Annotated in this window: 19 protein-coding genes and 1 tRNA gene; 16 read left to right on the forward strand and 4 right to left on the reverse strand. The window is 71.2% G+C overall.

The window, feature by feature from the left end; genetic code table 11:
• The first annotated feature begins 67 nt into the window (after positions 1-67).
• Positions 68-373, forward strand: coding sequence for a hypothetical protein (locus tag DP107_RS14230; protein WP_144262805.1), 306 nt, complete (start codon positions 68-70; stop codon positions 371-373).
• Positions 374-393: 20 nt separating this feature from the next.
• On the opposite strand, the gene DP107_RS14235 is transcribed toward DP107_RS14230, so the two are convergent.
• The gene (locus DP107_RS14235) at positions 394-1,434 is read right to left on the reverse strand and encodes a nucleoside recognition protein (RefSeq protein ID WP_144262806.1); all 1,041 of its coding nucleotides are present in this window, start codon (positions 1,432-1,434) and stop codon (positions 394-396) included.
• A gap of 222 nt (positions 1,435-1,656) precedes the next feature.
• On the opposite strand from DP107_RS14235, the gene DP107_RS14240 reads away from it, so the two are divergent.
• From DP107_RS14240 to DP107_RS14270, 8 genes are all read left to right on the forward strand, one after another.
• Positions 1,657-2,562 carry a DMT family transporter gene (locus tag DP107_RS14240; RefSeq protein WP_144262807.1) on the forward strand — a complete coding sequence of 302 codons (906 nt, stop codon included), beginning with the start codon at positions 1,657-1,659 and terminating at the stop codon, positions 2,560-2,562.
• Positions 2,563-2,603: 41 nt separating this feature from the next.
• Entirely contained in the window at positions 2,604-2,960 is a 357-nt protein-coding gene (locus tag DP107_RS14245; protein ID WP_144262808.1) for a DsrE family protein, read from the forward strand.
• A 71-nt stretch (positions 2,961-3,031) separates the two neighbouring features.
• The gene (locus DP107_RS14250) at positions 3,032-3,568 is read left to right on the forward strand and encodes an FxsA family protein (RefSeq protein ID WP_144262809.1); all 537 of its coding nucleotides are present in this window, start codon (positions 3,032-3,034) and stop codon (positions 3,566-3,568) included.
• Positions 3,569-3,783: 215 nt separating this feature from the next.
• Positions 3,784-5,757: an alkaline phosphatase D family protein gene (locus DP107_RS14255; RefSeq protein WP_185977324.1), complete on the forward strand. Its 1,974-nt coding sequence runs from the start codon at positions 3,784-3,786 to the stop codon at positions 5,755-5,757.
• A gap of 54 nt (positions 5,758-5,811) precedes the next feature.
• Positions 5,812-7,875: a purple acid phosphatase family protein gene (locus DP107_RS14260; RefSeq protein WP_144262811.1), complete on the forward strand. Its 2,064-nt coding sequence runs from the start codon at positions 5,812-5,814 to the stop codon at positions 7,873-7,875.
• A 35-nt stretch (positions 7,876-7,910) separates the two neighbouring features.
• Positions 7,911-7,985 (forward strand) — tRNA-Ile (locus tag DP107_RS14265).
• Between the two features lie 314 nt (positions 7,986-8,299).
• Positions 8,300-8,443 (forward strand): hypothetical protein, encoded by a 144-nt coding sequence (locus tag DP107_RS20165; protein ID WP_185977325.1) that lies wholly within the window; start codon positions 8,300-8,302, stop codon positions 8,441-8,443.
• A complete protein-coding gene (locus DP107_RS14270; protein ID WP_144262812.1) occupies positions 8,440-9,357 on the forward strand; it encodes an acyltransferase in 918 nt (305 codons plus the stop codon). The genes DP107_RS20165 and DP107_RS14270 overlap by 4 nt, the downstream gene beginning before the upstream one ends.
• 137 nt (positions 9,358-9,494) lie before the next feature.
• Here the strand turns inward: DP107_RS14270 and katG are convergent, their stop codons facing one another.
• The gene (katG, locus tag DP107_RS14275; RefSeq protein ID WP_144262813.1) at positions 9,495-11,651 is read right to left on the reverse strand and encodes a catalase/peroxidase HPI; all 2,157 of its coding nucleotides are present in this window, start codon (positions 11,649-11,651) and stop codon (positions 9,495-9,497) included.
• Positions 11,652-11,842: 191 nt separating this feature from the next.
• On the opposite strand from katG, the gene DP107_RS14280 reads away from it, so the two are divergent.
• The 4 genes from DP107_RS14280 to DP107_RS14290 all read left to right on the forward strand — a co-directional run bounded on the left by DP107_RS14280 (position 11,843) and on the right by DP107_RS14290 (position 13,459).
• The gene (locus DP107_RS14280; protein ID WP_144262814.1) at positions 11,843-12,559 is read left to right on the forward strand and encodes a helix-turn-helix domain-containing protein; all 717 of its coding nucleotides are present in this window, start codon (positions 11,843-11,845) and stop codon (positions 12,557-12,559) included.
• Between the two features lie 68 nt (positions 12,560-12,627).
• Entirely contained in the window at positions 12,628-12,780 is a 153-nt protein-coding gene (locus DP107_RS20170; protein WP_185977326.1) for a hypothetical protein, read from the forward strand.
• Positions 12,781-12,890: 110 nt separating this feature from the next.
• Positions 12,891-13,088 (forward strand): hypothetical protein, encoded by a 198-nt coding sequence (locus DP107_RS14285; protein WP_144262815.1) that lies wholly within the window; start codon positions 12,891-12,893, stop codon positions 13,086-13,088.
• A gap of 68 nt (positions 13,089-13,156) precedes the next feature.
• The gene (locus DP107_RS14290; RefSeq protein WP_144262816.1) at positions 13,157-13,459 is read left to right on the forward strand and encodes a putative quinol monooxygenase; all 303 of its coding nucleotides are present in this window, start codon (positions 13,157-13,159) and stop codon (positions 13,457-13,459) included.
• Between the two features lie 11 nt (positions 13,460-13,470).
• Here the strand turns inward: DP107_RS14290 and DP107_RS14295 are convergent, their stop codons facing one another.
• Entirely contained in the window at positions 13,471-14,202 is a 732-nt protein-coding gene (locus DP107_RS14295; RefSeq protein ID WP_144262817.1) for a phosphoglycolate phosphatase, read from the reverse strand.
• A 27-nt stretch (positions 14,203-14,229) separates the two neighbouring features.
• On the opposite strand from DP107_RS14295, the gene DP107_RS14300 reads away from it, so the two are divergent.
• Genes DP107_RS14300 through DP107_RS14310 form a run of 3 tightly spaced genes read left to right on the forward strand, consistent with a single transcriptional unit; the run spans position 14,230 to position 16,208 of the window.
• A complete protein-coding gene (locus tag DP107_RS14300; protein ID WP_185977327.1) occupies positions 14,230-15,171 on the forward strand; it encodes an MBL fold metallo-hydrolase in 942 nt (313 codons plus the stop codon).
• A 45-nt stretch (positions 15,172-15,216) separates the two neighbouring features.
• Positions 15,217-15,672 (forward strand): hypothetical protein, encoded by a 456-nt coding sequence (locus DP107_RS14305; protein WP_144262819.1) that lies wholly within the window; start codon positions 15,217-15,219, stop codon positions 15,670-15,672.
• Between the two features lie 41 nt (positions 15,673-15,713).
• Positions 15,714-16,208, forward strand: a complete 495-nt coding sequence (locus DP107_RS14310; RefSeq protein WP_144262820.1) for a DUF5812 family protein — start codon at positions 15,714-15,716, stop codon at positions 16,206-16,208.
• Between the two features lie 189 nt (positions 16,209-16,397).
• Here DP107_RS14310 and DP107_RS14315 read toward each other — a convergent pair whose 3' ends face one another.
• The gene (locus DP107_RS14315; protein ID WP_144262821.1) at positions 16,398-17,225 is read right to left on the reverse strand and encodes an MOSC domain-containing protein; all 828 of its coding nucleotides are present in this window, start codon (positions 17,223-17,225) and stop codon (positions 16,398-16,400) included.
• Positions 17,226-17,268 lie beyond the last annotated feature (43 nt).

A 17,268-nucleotide genomic window follows, 5' to 3' on the forward strand; every position in this document is an offset into this window, starting at 1 on the left:
CCCGAACCGCCCAGGTATCCTCGCAAGCAGCGAAATATTTATTTAAGGTGCGCGTCTATCATCGTCTATGGCAAAGTTCACGATCGAGGGCGAGTCCATGGACGAGATCGGGAACGCGCTGAAGAACGAGGGCGTCATCGGCCCGAACGACCCCCGGTTCGAGGAGACGACCGACGTGTTCGCCGAGCTCATCGAAGCCGTCGAGGACGCGACCCAGCGGACCAACGGGCGCGGCAACCAGCAGTCGAAGATCGCCGAGTACGCCGGCCTCCACAACCGCTACTCCAGCGAGCAGGTCGGCGACATGCTGGACGTCCTCTCGTACTTCGGCCACGTCGAGAAGGTCGACCGGCGCTACCGCAGTCCGCAGTAGGACCGTCCCACGTCCGCTATCTACGGGATCGGTAGTGGCGCGTACAGCACCACCGTCACGGCCAGGGCGATCCAGACCAGCTTCAGCGCCGTGTTCACGACGACCACCTTTGAGCCGAATTCGGCGCCCCAGATGCCGTACTGGAACGGGATGGAGCGCTTGAACGTGGAGACGGCGAAGGAGACGATGCCGCCGATGAGCATCGTCGCGACCGCCGCCCGGGCGCCGAAGGTGCCGTCCCGGACGAGCGGCGCCAGCACCAGCGCCCCGTTGGTCGTGTCCAGCGCGAAGACGGCGATGACCGGCACCGCGGCGCCGGGGAGGCCGGTGGCCGTCGAGAGCGGTCCGGCCAGCGATGTCAGGTTCGCCGGGTCGTAGAACCGGGTGGCGAGCACCACGAGCGCGTAGACCAGCGCCAGCCGTGGCAGGACATCACGCACCTTCTCCGCCCCCGTCCGTGCGGCCCCCAGCAGCCGGGCGCGGGTCGATTCCGGCGGCTCCGTCGTGGCCACCGGGTCGCCCCCGTCCGGCTCGACTGTCTCGCCGGCGTCCGTCGGATCGGCCCCTGCCGTTGCGGGCGGCCCCGTCGGTGCGTCCAACAACAGTGCCCCCGCGGCGACGCCGGTCAGGGTGATAACCAGCGCCACCAGCGCCCGCGCCGCGACGTACGCCAGGCCGACCCGGAGGCCGAGGATGGGGACCAGCACTGGCGCGTAGAACGTCGGGACGTGTTGGACGAACCCGAAGAACGTGTTGATCGTGACGGCGACGAGCGTCGCGCGGTCGTCCATGCGGCCCTCGTCGCGGTACTCCGCGAGCATCCCGTAGCCGGCGGTCGTGGAGGCGGCGGTGGTGACGATGGCGGTACCGGCCTCGTCCGGGAGGTTCGCGGGCCCGGTGAGCCGACGGGAGAGGCCCGTCACCTTCTCGAGCAGGCCGAACGAGACCAGCAGGTCGGCCAGCGCCACCCCCAGGCCGATGAACAGGCCGATCTTCGCGACCCGGGGCAGGACCGTGGCCAGCACGTCCACGAGGAGTCCCGCCGAGAGCGACGGTGCCATCGACCGGATGAAGGGCCCGGAGCGACAAGTCGCTGACCCATCGCGGGCGCCGCGTCCCGCGACCCCCGATGACCGGCAGCGTGCGGGAGGCGAGCGCCCGCCAGGGGATCCGGGGCGTCCCCTCGAGCGTGTGGCCGGTCCCGGCGACCGCGGGACCGCCGCGGTGGCTGATAGGCGCCAGGAACCGCAGGGGCTACCTGTCACCCGCGCGGACCCGATAGCGTGCTCGGTCCCGGGCTCCCGGCCCTCCCCGCGGGCGTCGCGCTGGCGGTCACCGCGGCGCTCGTCTTCGGCGGCTACCTCTTCGCCTACAAGCAGGCGTTCGCCGGCCTCCCCGCGACGGTCTACGTCGCCGCGAACGAACTCGGCGCGCTCGGCTGGTACGCCGTCATCGCCGCCGTCACCTGGCCCGCCGGTGAGCCGCTGCTGCCGGCGACCCTCGCGGCCGGGGACTGGCTGCTCGTCGCGGGCGTCGGCGCGGCAGCCGGTGCCGCGTCGCTGGTCTCGGTCCGGGCGTTCAAACTCGGCGAGATCTCCTACGTCGCGCCGCTGAACAAGCTCGTCCCCGTCTTCGTCCTCCCACTGGAGCTGCTGCTGCTGGGCGAGCGGCTCGGCCCGCCGGCGGTCGCGGGCGTGCTGGTCGCGACCCTGGCCATCTACGTCGCCAACTACGAGGGCGGCGGTGTCCTGGCGCCGTTCCGGCGGGCGGCCGGCTACACCCCGGCCCGCCTTGCGCTCGCTGGCGCAGTCCTGTTCGCGGTCGCGGACGTCGGTACCCGCGCGGCGCTCACGACGACCGACCTGGTGCCGCAGGCGCTCGCGCTGGCCACGCTCGTCGGCGTCTCGCTGGTCGCGCTCCCCGTCGCGCTCCCCCGGCTCGCGGGGAGCGGGCTCCGGGCGTCGGTCCCGGGACTCGTCGGGCTCTCCGGCGTGTTCGCCGTCGGCATCCACCTCACCGTCCTCGCGTTCGACGCGGCCCCGGCCAGCATCGTCTCCCCGGTGGTCAACACGCAGGCCGTCGTGGCGGTCGTGCTGGGCGGCCTGCTCCTCCGGGAGCGGGGCTTCGGCCGGCGGCTGCTGGCCGCGCTGCTGGCGGTCGGCGGCGTCGCGCTCATCGCCGCCGGCTGACCGGGAGAACGATTAACAGGGTTCGACCACCGGGACCCGGTATGGCCGACGTGGCGATCATCATCATGGCGGGACTGGAAACCGAGGCCGATCACGCGAGGCTGTACAACGGGCTCGACGCGGCCGTCTCCCTCTCGGAGAGCGTCACCGACAACGTCCGACTGGTCTTCGACGGCGCCGGGGTCAGGTGGATACCGCAGCTCGAGGACCCCGACCACGAGTTCCACTCGCTCTACCGCGAGGTGGCCGACATCGCGGCCTGCGAGGACTGCGCGCGCAACCTCGGCGTGGCCGACGAGGTGGGCGAGGCGGAGGGGGTCCGGATCCTCCGCACCCGGGACGACTACACGAGCGTCATCTCGCTCGTCCGCGACGACTACGAGGTCATCACGTACTGAGGCCGCGGGCGACGGGTCTCCCGGCGTGTGCGAAGGCTCAGGGTTTTCAGGCAGGGCTGGCTACCGGGGGTATGGACCTGCGTCTCGTGGCCGTGCTGTTGCTGGTCCCGGTGCTGGACTTCCTGCTCCTGGTCGGGCTGGTGGCGGTCGGGCCCCTGACCGTCGTCCAGGGCGTGCTCGTGGTGGTGGTCACGTCGCTGGTCGGACTGCTGCTGGTCCGGGCCGAGGGACGCCACACCGTCCGGAAGATCCAGCGGAGCCTCGCCGGGGGCGACCTCCCGGGCGACGAGCTGCTGGACGGCGCGCTCATCCTCGTGGCCGCCGGGCTCTTCCTCACGCCGGGGTTCCTGACCGACGTCCTCGGGCTGGTGCTGGTGCTGCCGCCGACGCGCTACCCGTTCCGGGTCGGCCTCCGGAAGTTCGTCGTGGGGCCGTACCTCGACGCCAAGACGGGCGGCATCGCCACCGGCGCCGTCTACGAGGGCGGTGCCCCCCGGACGGAGGTCGAGATGGACGAGTCCGACTACCGCTTCGACGACGCCGACGACCGGGACGAGGGGCCCGGCGAGGGGGAGGGCCCACCCGGAGGCGACACGCCGCAGGACTGACTGCTCGCGCCTGCCGTATCCCCTGCCGGCCGACTGATACCCCGTTCAGCTCCGCCCGTACGTGCCACTACGTATCGGTATTGGTTCTCGATAGGTCTCCCTCTGACAGTCCGTTACGTCCTTCGGCTATTCCCCGGACGTTCTCGGCCACCCGTCTATATTTTTGGATGCTTTCGCTAGAAGTCTTAACCTCCGAAAATCGCTGTGTTCTCCCGATGACGGACCCGACAGTTGGTGGCGAGCATCGCACGACACGACGGGGAGTGCTGAAGGCGGCCGGAGCGACATCCGCGGGCGCGGCCGCGGCAACGCTACTGAGCACCGGCGCGGTGGCGGAACCGGAGTCCCCGACCGAAACCGACGCGGAGCCGACGCCGTCGGCCGTCGGGAGCGGAGGCGCCTTCCCGCAGTCGGTCGCGAGCGGCGACCCGACGCCGAGCGGGGCCGTCGTCTGGACGCGGCTGGACCCGGAGCTGGGGGCGCTCACCGACGACGACCTGTTCCTGCAGGTGACGCCGGCGCCGGACCGTGCGACGCCGAACGACGCGGCCGACTTCGCGGGGGGGACGACCTACACCGTGTCGACCCCGGTCGCGGCACACGACTACACGGTCAGCGCCGACCTGGACGGCGAACTCGACGCGGACCGGTTCTACTTCTACCGCTTCGTCTACGGCGACCGGGCAGCGAGCCCGGTCGGGCGGCTCCGGACGCTGCCGGCACCGGACGCCAGCCCCGACCGGCTGTCGCTGGCGGTCTCCTCGTGCAACCGCTACGAGCACGGCTACTACGGCGGCTTCGCCCGCATCGCCGAGGAGGACGTCGACTACCACGTCTCGCTGGGGGACTTCCTCTACGAGTACGCCGGCGAGGGGAGCCAGCCCGGCCGGGACATCCAGCTCCCGAGCGGGAAGTCGGTGGCACACACGCTGGCCGACTTCCGGGCGCTCCACCGCACCTACCGGGCCGACGACCTCCTGCAGGCCGCGATGGAGCGCCACACGTTCATCCACACTTGGGACGACCACGAGGTCGTCAACAACCGCTGGTGGAACGACGAGGCCGACGCGCCGGACACGCGGAGCCACCCTTTCGGCGGCGACTTCGGGCGGATGCGGGAGCTGTACGCCAGCGGCATCGCGGGGATGCTGGAGTACCTCCCGCTGCGGGTCGATTACGACGACCCCGGTGAGGACTACGGCCCCGACAACACCGCCCAGGACTACTTCGGCCTCTACCGCTCGTTCAGGTTCGGCGACCTGACGGAGCTGTTCATGACCGACGAGCGGCTCTACCGGTCGCGACCGCCCGAGGGTCCGGACGGCGAGCGCCGTGACGTCGCGGTCCCCCCGTCCCGGGACCAGGACGCCCTCGACCGGACGATGCTGGGGACCGAGCAGTACCGCTGGTTCCTCGACGGGGGTCCCAACCCCGACGGCCTGCCGAACACGGACGGCGTCACGGGGACGGACGCGCAGTGGAAGCTCCACGGCAACGAGGTGCTGTGTGCGGCACTGCGGACGACGGGGGCCGGCCCCGCCAGCGTCTACCTCAACTACGACGCCTGGGACGGCTACGAGGCCGAACGCGATCTCCTGATGGGCCGACTGGCCCGCGACGAGGTGGAGAACTACGTCACTCTCACCGGCGACATGCACACGTACATCGCCGGCTACCTGAAACAGGATTACAAGGACCCCGAACAGTCCGAGTACGCCGGCGGCGAGCGCGTCGGCGTCGAGTTCATGACGCCCGGTGTCACCAGCGACAACCTCGGCGCCGCGGGCGGCCTCCCGGCCGACGAGACGGAGGACGCTATCGACGAGTCCGTCCAGGCACAGAACCCCCACATCGAGTGGTTCAACTCCTCGCGCTGGGGCTACACCGTGGTCGACATGACCCGGTCCGCGCTGACCTACACGGCGTACGAGGTCGACCGGGCCGACGACTCGGCCGACGCCGACAAGCGACTCCTCCGGGCCTACCGCGTCCCGGCCGGCGAGTACGAGCTCCAGGAGTTCCGCTCGCCGCCGCTGGACGAGACGGTTGGCGACCTGGTCGCCGCGTCGGTCGCCGGGCGGGATACCGACCCGGACGATGACGGCAGCACGACTACCCGGGCGGACGGCGACGGGACCGGTATCCCCGACCCCGTCGAGCGCGCCTCCGACGTCGACGGGGGGGTCTGACGTGACCGACCGGACGAGGAGCGACCACGACGCGACCACACGACGGATCCGGCCATGACCGACGACGACACGACCACGACAGGCGGGGCCGACACGGACGAGCAGGACGGTGGCCTCTCTCGACGGGGTATGCTCCGCGGGAGCGCGGCGCTGGGCGCAGCGCCCGTCATCGCGAGCGCGGCGGGCGCCGCGGAGGCCGCGCCGGGGGACGGTCCACGGGGCATCCACGTCGCCTACGGCGCCGAGCCGAGCAGCACCCTCGCCGTCGCGTTCACCGGCGCGGCCGGCAGCGCGACCATCCGGTACGGCCCCTCGGACGGCGACCCCGGGACGGCCGACCTGGACACGACGGCCACGCCGAGCGGCCGCCCCGTCCCCGGCCGGGACGCGGTGGCGTACACGGCCACGCTGACCGGGCTGGCGGCCGACACGGAGTACGCCTACGAGGTCGAACTGAACGGGACGACGAGCGAGCGCTACGCCGCGCGGACGGCACCCGTCGGTCCGGAGGTCGCCGCGGACGGGTTCACCGTCGCGCACGTCGCCGACCACGGCGTCGCGGACCCGGAGAACCCGTTCCAGCGACCGGACGACGCCAACCCGGAGCTGGCGATGGCGCTGGCCGAGCGGCAGGACCCGGTCATGCAACTGCTGTCGGGCGATATCTCCTACTCCAACGGGAACCCCTCGACCTGGGACCTGTACTTCGAGACCCACGAGGACTACTACGCGGGGACGCCATTCATGACCGTCCCCGGCAACCACGAGGCAGAGGTGGGGACCGGGATGATCCAGTACGACCGTCGGCTCAACGCGGCGATGCCGGTCGTGGACCCCGTCATCGACCCCGTCTCCAAGCGCCGCTGGTGGGACGTCGTCTACGGTAACACGTTCATCATGGGGCTGAACACCACCGCCGACGCCTGTGGCGACCTGGCGCGGGCCGAGGAGTTCGTCCCGCTGTACGACCCCCGCTGCGAGACCGAGGCGGGCCGCACCTACGGGGAGCTCCAGGAGGCGTACATGCGGTCGGCCCTGGCCCGGGCCGAGGCCCGGGAGGACGTCAAGTGGAAGATCGTCCAGTTCCACGGCCCGCTCTGGACCACCTCGCCGGACCACGAGCCCCGGCGGGACCTCCAGAAGCGGTGGGGCCCCATCTTCGACGAGTACGACGTCGACCTCGTGCTCCACGGTGACAACCACGTCTGGGAGCGGAGCAAGCCCATCCGGCACACCGAGGACCTGCTGACCTACTCCGAGCGCCGACGCCCCCGCGACCGGCCGGACGAGCAGGCCCCGCCGCCGGCGGAGGCCGCCGCGGATCTGGACCTCCCCTTCGAGGACGCCGACATCGGGACGACCTTCGTCGTCAACGGGACCGGTGGTGTCAGCCACTACGAGCTCGGCGCCGACGAGCTGTACATCGATACGGCCTTCGAGTCGTTCTACGGCGTCACGCGGCTGGACATCGACGACGAGGCCATCGAGGTCCGGTATATCGCTCACCCGCCGCTGGACACGGTGACGGACGACGACGGCTCGCTCCCCGCTGGTTTCGACCCCAGCCTCGACAACCCGGCGGTCGCGGTCCGGGACGCGTTCCGCATCGAGAAAACCGACGACGGCCGACCGAGGCAGGTCGACCTCGAACTGCCCGACGGCAGCGGGTCGTCGCCACCCGAACTGACGGTGTCCGGCAGCCGGTCTGACGACGGCCAGGCCTTCACCGGGGGGGCGACGAACCACGTCGAGCTCGCGGTCGACGCCAGCGCCCCCGTCACGGTCCGGGACCGCGTCCCCGCGGCATGGGACGTGGTCGGCGGCGATATCCGGTCGCCCCACGGCGACGAGCCGGCCACCGCACCCGACGGGCGGCAGTACGTCTACCTGGACGTGGCCGGTGGTGACGACGACGGGGTCGTCGAGGCGGACTACTTCGTCGAGGCACCGGCCGACGCCGACGAGACGGGTGCGTACTCCTTCGGCCCGGTCGGGGCGGCCCGCCGGGGACGCGGCGCCGACCGGGACTGGACGACGGTGCCCGGGACGGGGAGCACCGAGTACGTCGTCGGGTCGGGGGCCGACCCGGCGCACGACGTACGGAAAGGTAATCCTTAAACGAACGACGGCAGTACTGGCGGTTGCGCCTACTTGGGCCAATAGCTCAGTCAGGTATGAGCGCTCGGCTGATAACCGGGAGGTCACCGGTTCAAATCCGGTTTGGCCCATACCGGGCCTCGCCCGAGGCGCTGACCTCCCCAGCCAATTCATCTCGGACGGGACACCGAACAGCGGAGCGGCCGTTCTCCCGGGGACGTGCCGAATCGTGAACGCCGAGCTACGGCTACGCCGAGAGGCGGGTCCAGCGCTGGGGCCGACCGTCGGGGGGTCGACGGCGATCTCCGCAGCACCAGTTCGCCGCGGCTCCGAGTTGACGGATGCAGTTCGAATCGGAATCGAATAATGCGATTGAACACCTTATACAGTTTTCAGTACCTTTCTGCCAATCTTTATACGGGAATCGCGTGAGATACGTGATAAGATGTCCGCCCCAACCAACACTGGCGTTCGGTCGGCCTCGTACATGCCCTGTGACCACTGCACGGAGGGGTCGCTCTCGTGGGACCCCACCCGGCGGACGAGCGTCTGCGTCGCGTGCGGCGCGTCCACGGGGGAGGACCGATGACGAAGCGTCACGTCGAGCTCCCGCCGGAGGTCCAGGCCCGTATCGACGAGGCGGTGGCGTTCGCCGACGAACGGCTCTCCGCCGACGAGCCGACCGGAGCCGTCGTAGGCGAACTACTGGCCATGCTCCACGGCGACCGGGCTGCGTACGAGCGCTACCTCACGGGTCGGTCCGAGGAGCCCATCGCCACGGTCCGGGCCGCCAGCTACGACCCGCGGAACGCGCTCACGGAGTCCGAACACTGGGCCGAGCAGGACCCCGAGGAGCTCCGGGAGGCCAAGTACCTGAACTACCTCTGGCGCGGGTTCGACGAGTCACCGCTGGCGAACAACATCGCGTTCGCGCTGCCGTTCCGCCGGATGCTCGCCTCGCACCTGTTCGAGGAGGTCGGTGAGAGCTGTCGACTGTTCGGCGGCATCAAGATCCAGTGTGGCCACAACATCGTCATGGGCGACAACGTGGTCGTCCACAACGACGTGCTGCTCGACGACCGCGGCGAGCTGGTCATCGGCGACCGCGTCTCCATCGCCGACCGCACCCACCTGCACACTCACAGCCACGACGTCGTCGACCAGTCGGACGTGACCAACTACCGCACGGTCATCGACGACGACGCGCGGTTGGGCTACGATTCGATGGTGAACGCCGGCTGTCGCGTCGGCCGGAACGCGATGGTCGGGGCCGGCGCGATGGTCAGGGGTGACGTGCCGGACCACCACGTCGCCGTCGGGTCGCCCGCCGAGAGCGTGAAGGTGAAGCCGGGCTGGGAGACCGTCGCTCGCGAGCCGGGGCCGCTGGAGCGCCGGAGCGTGGAGCGACAGCTGGACGACGAGGTGACCGGCGAGTTCGAGTCCGTCGACGAGTTCGGCCGCGACCTGACGCCGCCGGGACGCTCCGGGTCGAACTCCGACTGAACACTCCCGCCACAGGGGCCGCGACCCCGATTCGCACTGGTGATGCGCGTCCCGTAACCACACACAGGGAGCGCTCGTGACGACGGGCAGTCGACGGTGTGAAAGCGGCGTGCCGGGGGGGAACCGGCGCAGCGGGCTTACTCCAAGTCGAACCGGTCGAGCCGCATCACCTTGGTCCAGGCGTCGACGAAGTCCTGAACGAACTGCTCCTCGCCGTCGTCGGCGCCGTACACCTCGGCGATGGCGCGGAGCCGGGCGTGGGAGCCGAAGATGAGGTCGAAGCGGGTGGCCGTCCATCGGGACTCGGCCGTCTCGCGGTCACGACCCTCGTAGACGCCGTTGCCGGCGGGGGCCCACTCCGTGTCCATGTCCAGCAGGTTCACGAAGAAGTCGTTGGTCAGTGTCCCCGGCCGGTCGGTGAGGACGCCGTGGTTGGACTCCCCGTAGGTCGCGCCGAGGGCCCGCATCCCCCCGACCAGGACGGTCATCTCGTCGGCCGTCAGGTTCAGCAGTTCGGCCTCGTCGACCAGCAGCTCCTCGGCGGCGCGGTCGTGGTCGTGGTCACCGAGGTAGTTGCGGAAGCCGTCGACCGCCGGCTTGAGCGCCTCGAAGGAGTCGACGTCGGTCTGCTCCTGGGTGGCGTCCGTGCGGCCGGGCTCGAACGGGACCGTCACGTCGTAGCCGGCCTCGGCGGCGGCCGCCTCGACGGCCGCGTTCCCGCCGAGGACGATGAGGTCGGCCAGCGAGACACGCGTGCCGTCGGAGCGCGACTCGTTGAACTCACGCTGGATCTCCTCGTAGGTTGCCAGGACGCTCTCCAACTCGGCCGGCTCGTTGACCGCCCAGCCCCGCTGGGGCTCCAGGCGGATTCGCGCGCCGTTGGCGCCGCCGCGCTTGTCACTGTCGCGGTATGTCGACGCCGACGCCCACGCGGTCTTGACGAGCTGCTGGGTCGAGAGCCCCGAGTCGAGGATCTCGGCCTTCAGCGCGTCGACCTCCGTCTCGCCGACCAGCCCGTGGTCAACGTCCGGGACGGGGTCCTGCCACACCATGGTCTCCTCGGGAACCTCAGGGCCGAGGAAGCGGGACGGCGGGCCCATGTCACGATGGGTCAGCTTGTACCAGGCCTTGGCGAAGGCCATCCCGAACGCCATCGGGTTCTCCTGGAACGTCTCCATGATCTCGCGGTACTCGGGGTCCCGCTTGAGGGCGATGTCGGTGGTGAGCATCATCGGCGTCACCGACTCGTCGGGGTCCAGGGCGTCCGGCGCGGCGCCCTCGAGCTCCCCGTCCTTGGGGGTCCACTGCCAGGCGCCGCCGGGACCCTTCTCGGGCTCCCACTCGTAGTCGAGCAGGTTGTTGACGTAACCCATGTCCCACTCCGTCGGCGACGAGGTCCAGGGACCCTCGATGCCGCTGGTGGTGACGCCCTCCTCGGCGGCGGTCTCGCCGTCCTGCCAGCCCAGGCCCTGCGCCTCGATGGGGGCCGCGTTGGGCTCGGAGTCGTGGGCCTCCTCCGGGTCGTCGGCGCCGTGGACCTTCCCGAACGTGTGCCCGCCGGCGATGAGCGCGGCTGTCTGCTTGTCGTCCATCGCCATCCGGCTGAACGTCTGCCGGATGTTCTTCGCCGAGGCCATCGGGTCCGGCTGGCCGTCCGGGCCCTCCGGGTTCACGTAGATGAGCCCCATCACGGACGCGCCGAGGCCCCCCTTGATCTCGCCGGGCTCCTCGAAGCGCTCGTTGGTCTCGAGCTCCGTCTCCGGCCCCCAGTCGACCGCCTCGTCAGGTTCGAAGGCGTCCTCGCGACCGCCGGCGAAGCCGAAGGTCTGGAACCCCATCGATTCGACGGCGACGTTACCGGCCAGGATCATCAGGTCGGCCCAGGAGAGGTTGCGGCCGTACTTCTGCTTGACCGGCCAGAGCAGCCGGCGAGCCTTGTCGAGGTTCGCGTTGTCGGGCCAGCTGTTGATGGGAGCGAACCGCTGTCGCCCGGCGGCCGCGCCGCCGCGGCCGTCGTTGGCGCGGTAGGTCCCGGCACTGTGCCAGGCCATCCGGATCATGAAGGGCCCGTAGTGGTCGTAGTCAGCGGGCCACCAGTCCTGCGGGGTCGTGATGACCTCCTCGATGTCGGCCTTGACCTCCTCGAGCTCGAGCGACTCGAACGCCTCGCCGTAGTCGAACGCCTCGCCCAGCGGGTCGGTCTGTCGGGCGTTCTGGTCGAGGATGCTCACGTCGAGCTGGTCCGGCCACCAGTCGCGGCTGCCTCGCTTCGTCGGAGGGGAGTTTTCTGCCATCGATGGATCGTGATTGGATGAAGTGTCCCGGCCGATAAGTAGCTTGGGTTGGCGTATGCTAACCGCTTCCGGTACCACCGCTCGCGGCCCATAACCGCGTGAATGGCTACCACTGTCGACCTCCGTGGGCCAACGGGGACATGAGGTTGGCACATGACAAGTAACATGTCGCTGCACCCCGAGAGGGACGTATGCGCGAGTTCGAGTTCGTCGTCCGGTTCGACGAGGGGGCAAGCGCCCTGATGGACGTGTTCAGGGCGCATCCCCGGCTCACCGCCCGGACGACGGAGTGCACGGCCACGGCGGAGACGATGTGGCGGGTGGACCACATCCGGGGGCCGCCCGAGGCGATCGACGCGGTCGAACCCGTCTTCACCGACGAGAGTCGCTGCAACGAGTGCCTGGACCACCGCGGCTGCGATACGAGCCGGGAGTACCAGGTCCTCGACCGGCGCGCGGACGGGCTGACCGTCTACACCTACCGGGAAGGGGTGAGTGCCTGCCACTTCGTCCCGCGCGTGGTCCACGAGCACGTCGGCGACGGCGTCGCGTTCGAGGCCCGCCGTTCGGGCGACGCCTACCGCTGGAAGGTGCTCTACCGGAGCGAGCGCTCGGTCGGCGAACTGTACGACGCCATCGCGGCCGACCTTCGGCCGGGGCTGTCGCTAGAGGTGAGCCACCTCTCCGCGGCCGGGCGATGGGGTGCCAGCGAGCGGATCGACGCGGCGCTCTCCCCCGAGGGGCGGGCGGCGCTGGAGGCGGCCGCCGAGGCCGGCTACTACGAGCGCCCCCGGCGGACGACGGTGCAGGAGCTGAGCGACCGCCTCGACGTCCCACGGTCGACGCTCCAGTACCGCCTCCGCAACGCGGAGGACGCCGTGGTCTCCACGTTCGTCGGCAGGGGATAGCGTCCCTGATTAATACCGCTGGCTCCCCCCGGCAGTGCCGTTTTGACCGCCCCGTGCCACCGAGTAGCATGGACGAGGGCAGCGGCGAGACGGTCCCGTGTCACTACTGTGGCGCCGCCGTCGAGGTGACACCGGGCCAGTCACGGTTCCGGGCGTTCACGAGGCACTTCCAGGCCGAGCACATCCGGGGCGAGGCCGGCGACCCGGACACCGGGGACTGACGCGGGCACTCCGTCGTCGGGGTCCGAGCAGCGTTCCGCGCGTCCTGCTGATATAAGCCCCCGGGCGGTACCGGCAACGCCGCTTTGCGTGTCTCGTCGCTATGCAGAGCATGGCCGACACTGCGGGCGACGTGATCGCGTGTCAGCACTGTGATAGCGAGGTCCAGGTGCCCGCCGAGAGCTCGCGCTTCCAGGCCGCGGTGGCGCACTTCGAGGCCGAGCACGTCAGCCGCTCGCAGGGGTCACCCGGGACGGGGGGCACGTCCCGCGCCGGGGCGACCGCGGAGGAGGCCGGCGCGAGCGACTGACCGGGCGAGGGACGGGGACCGCGGCACGTCCGGGGTATCTTTTTGCCAGGGGCAGACGACCGGCCGGTGTGATCGTACTCAACGCGAGCATCCCCATCGACCCGGACAGTCACGAGACCGCCGTCGAGGCCGCGACCGAACTCGCCGAGCGCTCCCGCGAGGAGGACGGCGTCATCGACTATCGCGTCGCGCTCGACATCGAGGACGACGCGACGCTCCGGGTCTTCGAGCAGTACGAGGACGACGCGGCCGTCCAGTCCCACATGGGGAGCGACCACTTCGAGGCGTTCCAGGGCCGCATCCCGGAGTTCGTCGCCGGCGACGTCGAACTCCACCGGTTCGACGTCAGCGAGAAGTCCCGCATGATGTAGGCCACGGGGCCTCAGTCGGCGAACTCGGTCCGGACGGTCTCGACCGCTTCCAGGAACCCGTCGCCGTACCCGGCCTCGCAGACCGTATCCGCCGCGGTCCGTGCCGCGGCGTCCGCGTTCGCGACCGCGAACGACCGCCCGACCAGCGCCAGCAGCTCCGCGTCGTTCTCCGAATCGCCGACCGCGACGAACTCCGCGGGGTCACGGTCGAGGACCCGGGCCGCGGCGCGGAGCCCCTGCCCCTTGTCGACGTCGGGTGATTTGACGTGGTAGGCAAAGCCCGTGTCGACCACGCTCATCCCGTGGTCGGCGGCGATCCGCTCCAGCGGCTCCAGCGGTGAGTCGTGGGCCACTGCGAACTCCGTCTCCCGCCACCGGTTGACGAAGTCGGTCCGCCCCCAGCCCACGTCGTACCCCTCCGCCTCGTAGTCGCGGGCGACCGCGGCCGCGGCCTCCCGGTCGCCGGTGAACCGCAGGTCGCCGTCACCCGCGTCCCCGCGGTCGATGTAGACCGCACCCCCGTTCTCCGCGATGACGCGGACGGGCGTCGCCAGGAACTCGCACAGCGCCACCGGGTACGGCAGCGCCTTCCCCGTGGCGACGACCACGGGCGCCTCGGCGGCCCACTCGCGGAGCGCGGGGATGACCCGGGCGTCGAGCGCCCGGCGGTCGTCGGTCAACGTTCCGTCGATGTCGACGGCCAGCGGCGGGAGCACGTTCGCCCGTCCGCCTGCCGGGAGCATGAAGCCCCCGCCTTCCGTATGGGGTGTATGGCAGACCGGCACGCGGACGACGCGGCGGACGGGACCACCGACCACAGCACGGACGACGACGGCCCCGACCCGATCGCCGTACCGGGCTGTCCGGACACCTACGCGGTCGACCACCTGCTGCACGGGCAGCCGACCGCGCTCTCCTCGTACGTCATCGCGGGCGAGGCGCCGGTGCTGGTCGACTGCGGGGCGGCCGACACGGTCGACCGGATCCGCGCGGCGATGGCGACGCTCGACGTCGCCCCGGGCGACGTCCAGGCGATACTGGTCACCCACGTCCATCTCGACCACGCGGGCGGCGCGGGGGAGTTGGCCGCGGCCTGCCCGGCGGCCGACATCTACGTCCACGAGCGGGGCCATCCCTACCTCACCGACCCGGACCGGCTGGCGCGGCTGAAGGAGAGCACGGACGAGGCCGTGGGGATGCCCGACGCCTACGGCGACCCGGACCCGGTACCGGCCGACCGCTGTGTGTCAGTCGCCGGCGGCGAGACGCTCAAGGTGGCCGACCGAACCCTGGGGTTCGTCGACGCGCCGGGCCACGCCCCCCACCACTACGCGGCCATCGACCGCTCGTCGGGGGCGCTGTTCTCGCTGGACGCCGCGGGGATGTACTACGAGAACCGGGTGTTGCCGAGCACGCCGCCGCCGTCGTTCGATCTGGAGGCGAACCTGGCGACGGTCGAGCGGCTGCAAGCCCTGGACCCGGCGGTCAACTGCTACGGCCATTTCGGTCCCGGCGAGCGCGGGGCCGCCGCCGACGAACTCGCCGCGTACGCCGACGTGCTCCCGGAGTACGTCGAGCGCATCGACGCCCTCCGGGCGGACCACGACGGGGCCGGCGAGGTGCTCGCCGCCCTCGGGGAGCGCTGGCAGACGCCGACCGCCTATCGGGACGTGGCCGGCGTCATCCGCTACCTGCGCGAGCGCGAGGACTGAGCCGCCCCGGACGGATTTATACTGCCGGGCCGAGTCCCGTCGGCCGTGTCCGTCGAGACGCACCTCCACGGTGACGAGTCCGTCCAGGCCCGGTACCAGGGCGACTGGGTGTGGTGTTGCACGGACCGCCGGGTGCTCCGGGTTCCGGCGGCGGTGCCGGACGAGGCCCCGGACACGCTCGCGTACGACGAGATCGAGCGGGTCAGCCTGGTCGCCGGCCGCGACGTCCGCTATCTGGTCGGCGCACTGACGGCGGTGCTGCTGGCGACGCTCGTCCCCGCGCTCCTGATGGGACTCGCGAACGTCGACGTCGTCCCGGCGTCGGCGCTCTCGGGGGGGCTCGGGCTCACCGCCCTCGCAGGCTTCGTCCGGTGGCTCCGCTCGAGGGAGCCGTACTACCAGTTCCAGGGGGCGACGGGGCCCGACACGACGACCGACTGGCGGCTCCCCGACGACGAGGCGGCCGCCGCGTTCGTCGAGGCCGTCCGGCGTCGGCTCTGAATCGCGAAACCGTGAACCGTCGCGAGCGCCCAGCGTCGGATATGGACGACACCGCCGACCCCGACCCGGCGTCGCGGACGGACCGGTTCGTGGTCAGCCACGCCGACGAGGACAGCGCGGTGCTGAAGGCCGTCGACGGCGGCCAGGTCCACACGTTGGCGTCCAACCCCGACCTGACGGCCGACGACGTGGTGACCGCAACCATCGAGCCGGAGCCGCCGATGGAGGTGACCTGGCGCGTCGTCGGTATCGAGGAGCGCCACACCCTGGACATCGGGCGCAGCCCGGAGCCGCCGACGGAGCTGGCCTATGAGATCGCCGACGGCCAGCCGGTCGGCGAGGTCACCCGCCGCGAGCGTGCCGGGGAGGGCGAACTCCACGTGCTCACGCTCGACCCCGGTAGCGTCGAGGCCGCCGCCGAGGAGGTGGCCGCCGACGAGGCGACCCGGACCGTCGCGGCCCGCGTCGGCGCCCGTCGGGTGGAACTCCGGTTCGACGACGACGCGGGCGTGCTCAGCGTTCGCTACCTGCCGTAGCGGGGGGCGACCGCGGCGCCGAACCCCGCGCGGGACGCTTCCGGACGGGTTATACGCGGGTCCGCTGTAGAGCCGGGTCGGCAGTAACCGGCGGCGCCCGCCTTTGGACGGACCGTCGCGGTCCCGACCGGGCGTCGCCGTAGTGCTGCCACGATACCATCCCGCGAGCGGCGCCGCCGGCCACCCGGGTCACCGCGGCCGCTCGTCTATGACCGCGACCGCGTCGCCGACGGCCACCTCGCTCCCGACGGTCGCCGCCGGGACGCGCGTGTTGACCATCAGCCGGAACTCGTGGTCGAACCAGGCGTCGCCGGCCCACGGCGGCTTCTCGGCGGCGCGGCGCTCGATGAACCGTTCGGTGAAGCCGTCGATCTCGGCGCCCGTGTCCGGGTCCCGCGACGGGACGACACAGCGCTGGCAGGGGTTGACCCCCTCGAACGTCGCGTCGCCGACCCGGAGCCCGACGACGTGGTCGCGGTCGTCGCTGGGGTAGCAGCGGTCCTCCCAGAACGCCGGGACGCCGCCGACCTCGATGTTGGCGCGGAGCCGACGCCGCGCGTTCCCGACGGACAGGTCGAACCAGTCCGCGACCCGCTCGACCGTGGCCGTCGAGACGACCGTCGGCCCGTGGGCATGGGTGTCGTCCGGGAAGCCGCCGCGGTCGTCGCGCTCGACCCGGACCGTGTAGCCGAAGAACTCCGTCAACCACGCCTCGGCGGCTGCCCGCTCGGAGCCGTCGTCGAGGTCGAACGTCCGCGCCTCGTCGGGGGCCCCGTTCGGGTGGAGCCGGACCGTGGCCGGCGGCTCGAACGCCGACCGCAACCGGTGGACCGCGCGCTCGTTCTTGCCGTTGACGTACTCCCCGTCGGTGTCGAGGAGGGCGAACTCGCGGTCGAGCGAGAGACCGCCCCCGGAGAGCACCGTGGCCCGCTCGGGTTCGTACGGGTCCAGCGATTTCACCGGGTAGACCCGGAGCCGGTCGACGCGCGGGTCGGCGCCCCGTGACGTGTCGGCCATCAACGGGAGAGTGGGGGCGGCGTCGCTTGAACGGTTCGGGTCC

It is taken from the genome of Haloglomus irregulare (genome assembly GCF_007421925.1).
Lineage (GTDB): Archaea > Halobacteriota > Halobacteria > Halobacteriales > Haloarculaceae > Haloglomus > Haloglomus irregulare.

What these genes read in the sequence shown, in the direction of transcription:
- DP107_RS14230 (WP_144262805.1), top strand. Translation starts at nt 68, where the DNA reads ATGGCAAAGTTCACGATCGAGGGCGAGTCCATGGACGAGATCGGGAAC.
- DP107_RS14235 (WP_144262806.1), bottom strand. Translation starts at nt 1,434, where the DNA reads ATGGCACCGTCGCTCTCGGCGGGACTCCTCGTGGACGTGCTGGCCACG.
- DP107_RS14245 (WP_144262808.1), top strand. Translation starts at nt 2,604, where the DNA reads ATGGCCGACGTGGCGATCATCATCATGGCGGGACTGGAAACCGAGGCC.
- DP107_RS14250 (WP_144262809.1), top strand. Translation starts at nt 3,032, where the DNA reads ATGGACCTGCGTCTCGTGGCCGTGCTGTTGCTGGTCCCGGTGCTGGAC.
- DP107_RS14255 (WP_185977324.1), top strand. Translation starts at nt 3,784, where the DNA reads ATGACGGACCCGACAGTTGGTGGCGAGCATCGCACGACACGACGGGGA.
- DP107_RS14260 (WP_144262811.1), top strand. Translation starts at nt 5,812, where the DNA reads ATGACCGACGACGACACGACCACGACAGGCGGGGCCGACACGGACGAG.
- DP107_RS20165 (WP_185977325.1), top strand. Translation starts at nt 8,300, where the DNA reads ATGTCCGCCCCAACCAACACTGGCGTTCGGTCGGCCTCGTACATGCCC.
- DP107_RS14270 (WP_144262812.1), top strand. Translation starts at nt 8,440, where the DNA reads ATGACGAAGCGTCACGTCGAGCTCCCGCCGGAGGTCCAGGCCCGTATC.
- katG (WP_144262813.1), bottom strand. Translation starts at nt 11,651, where the DNA reads ATGGCAGAAAACTCCCCTCCGACGAAGCGAGGCAGCCGCGACTGGTGG.
- DP107_RS14280 (WP_144262814.1), top strand. Translation starts at nt 11,843, where the DNA reads ATGCGCGAGTTCGAGTTCGTCGTCCGGTTCGACGAGGGGGCAAGCGCC.
- DP107_RS20170 (WP_185977326.1), top strand. Translation starts at nt 12,628, where the DNA reads ATGGACGAGGGCAGCGGCGAGACGGTCCCGTGTCACTACTGTGGCGCC.
- DP107_RS14285 (WP_144262815.1), top strand. Translation starts at nt 12,891, where the DNA reads ATGGCCGACACTGCGGGCGACGTGATCGCGTGTCAGCACTGTGATAGC.
- DP107_RS14295 (WP_144262817.1), bottom strand. Translation starts at nt 14,202, where the DNA reads ATGCTCCCGGCAGGCGGACGGGCGAACGTGCTCCCGCCGCTGGCCGTC.
- DP107_RS14300 (WP_185977327.1), top strand. Translation starts at nt 14,230, where the DNA reads ATGGCAGACCGGCACGCGGACGACGCGGCGGACGGGACCACCGACCAC.
- DP107_RS14310 (WP_144262820.1), top strand. Translation starts at nt 15,714, where the DNA reads ATGGACGACACCGCCGACCCCGACCCGGCGTCGCGGACGGACCGGTTC.
- DP107_RS14315 (WP_144262821.1), bottom strand. Translation starts at nt 17,225, where the DNA reads ATGGCCGACACGTCACGGGGCGCCGACCCGCGCGTCGACCGGCTCCGG.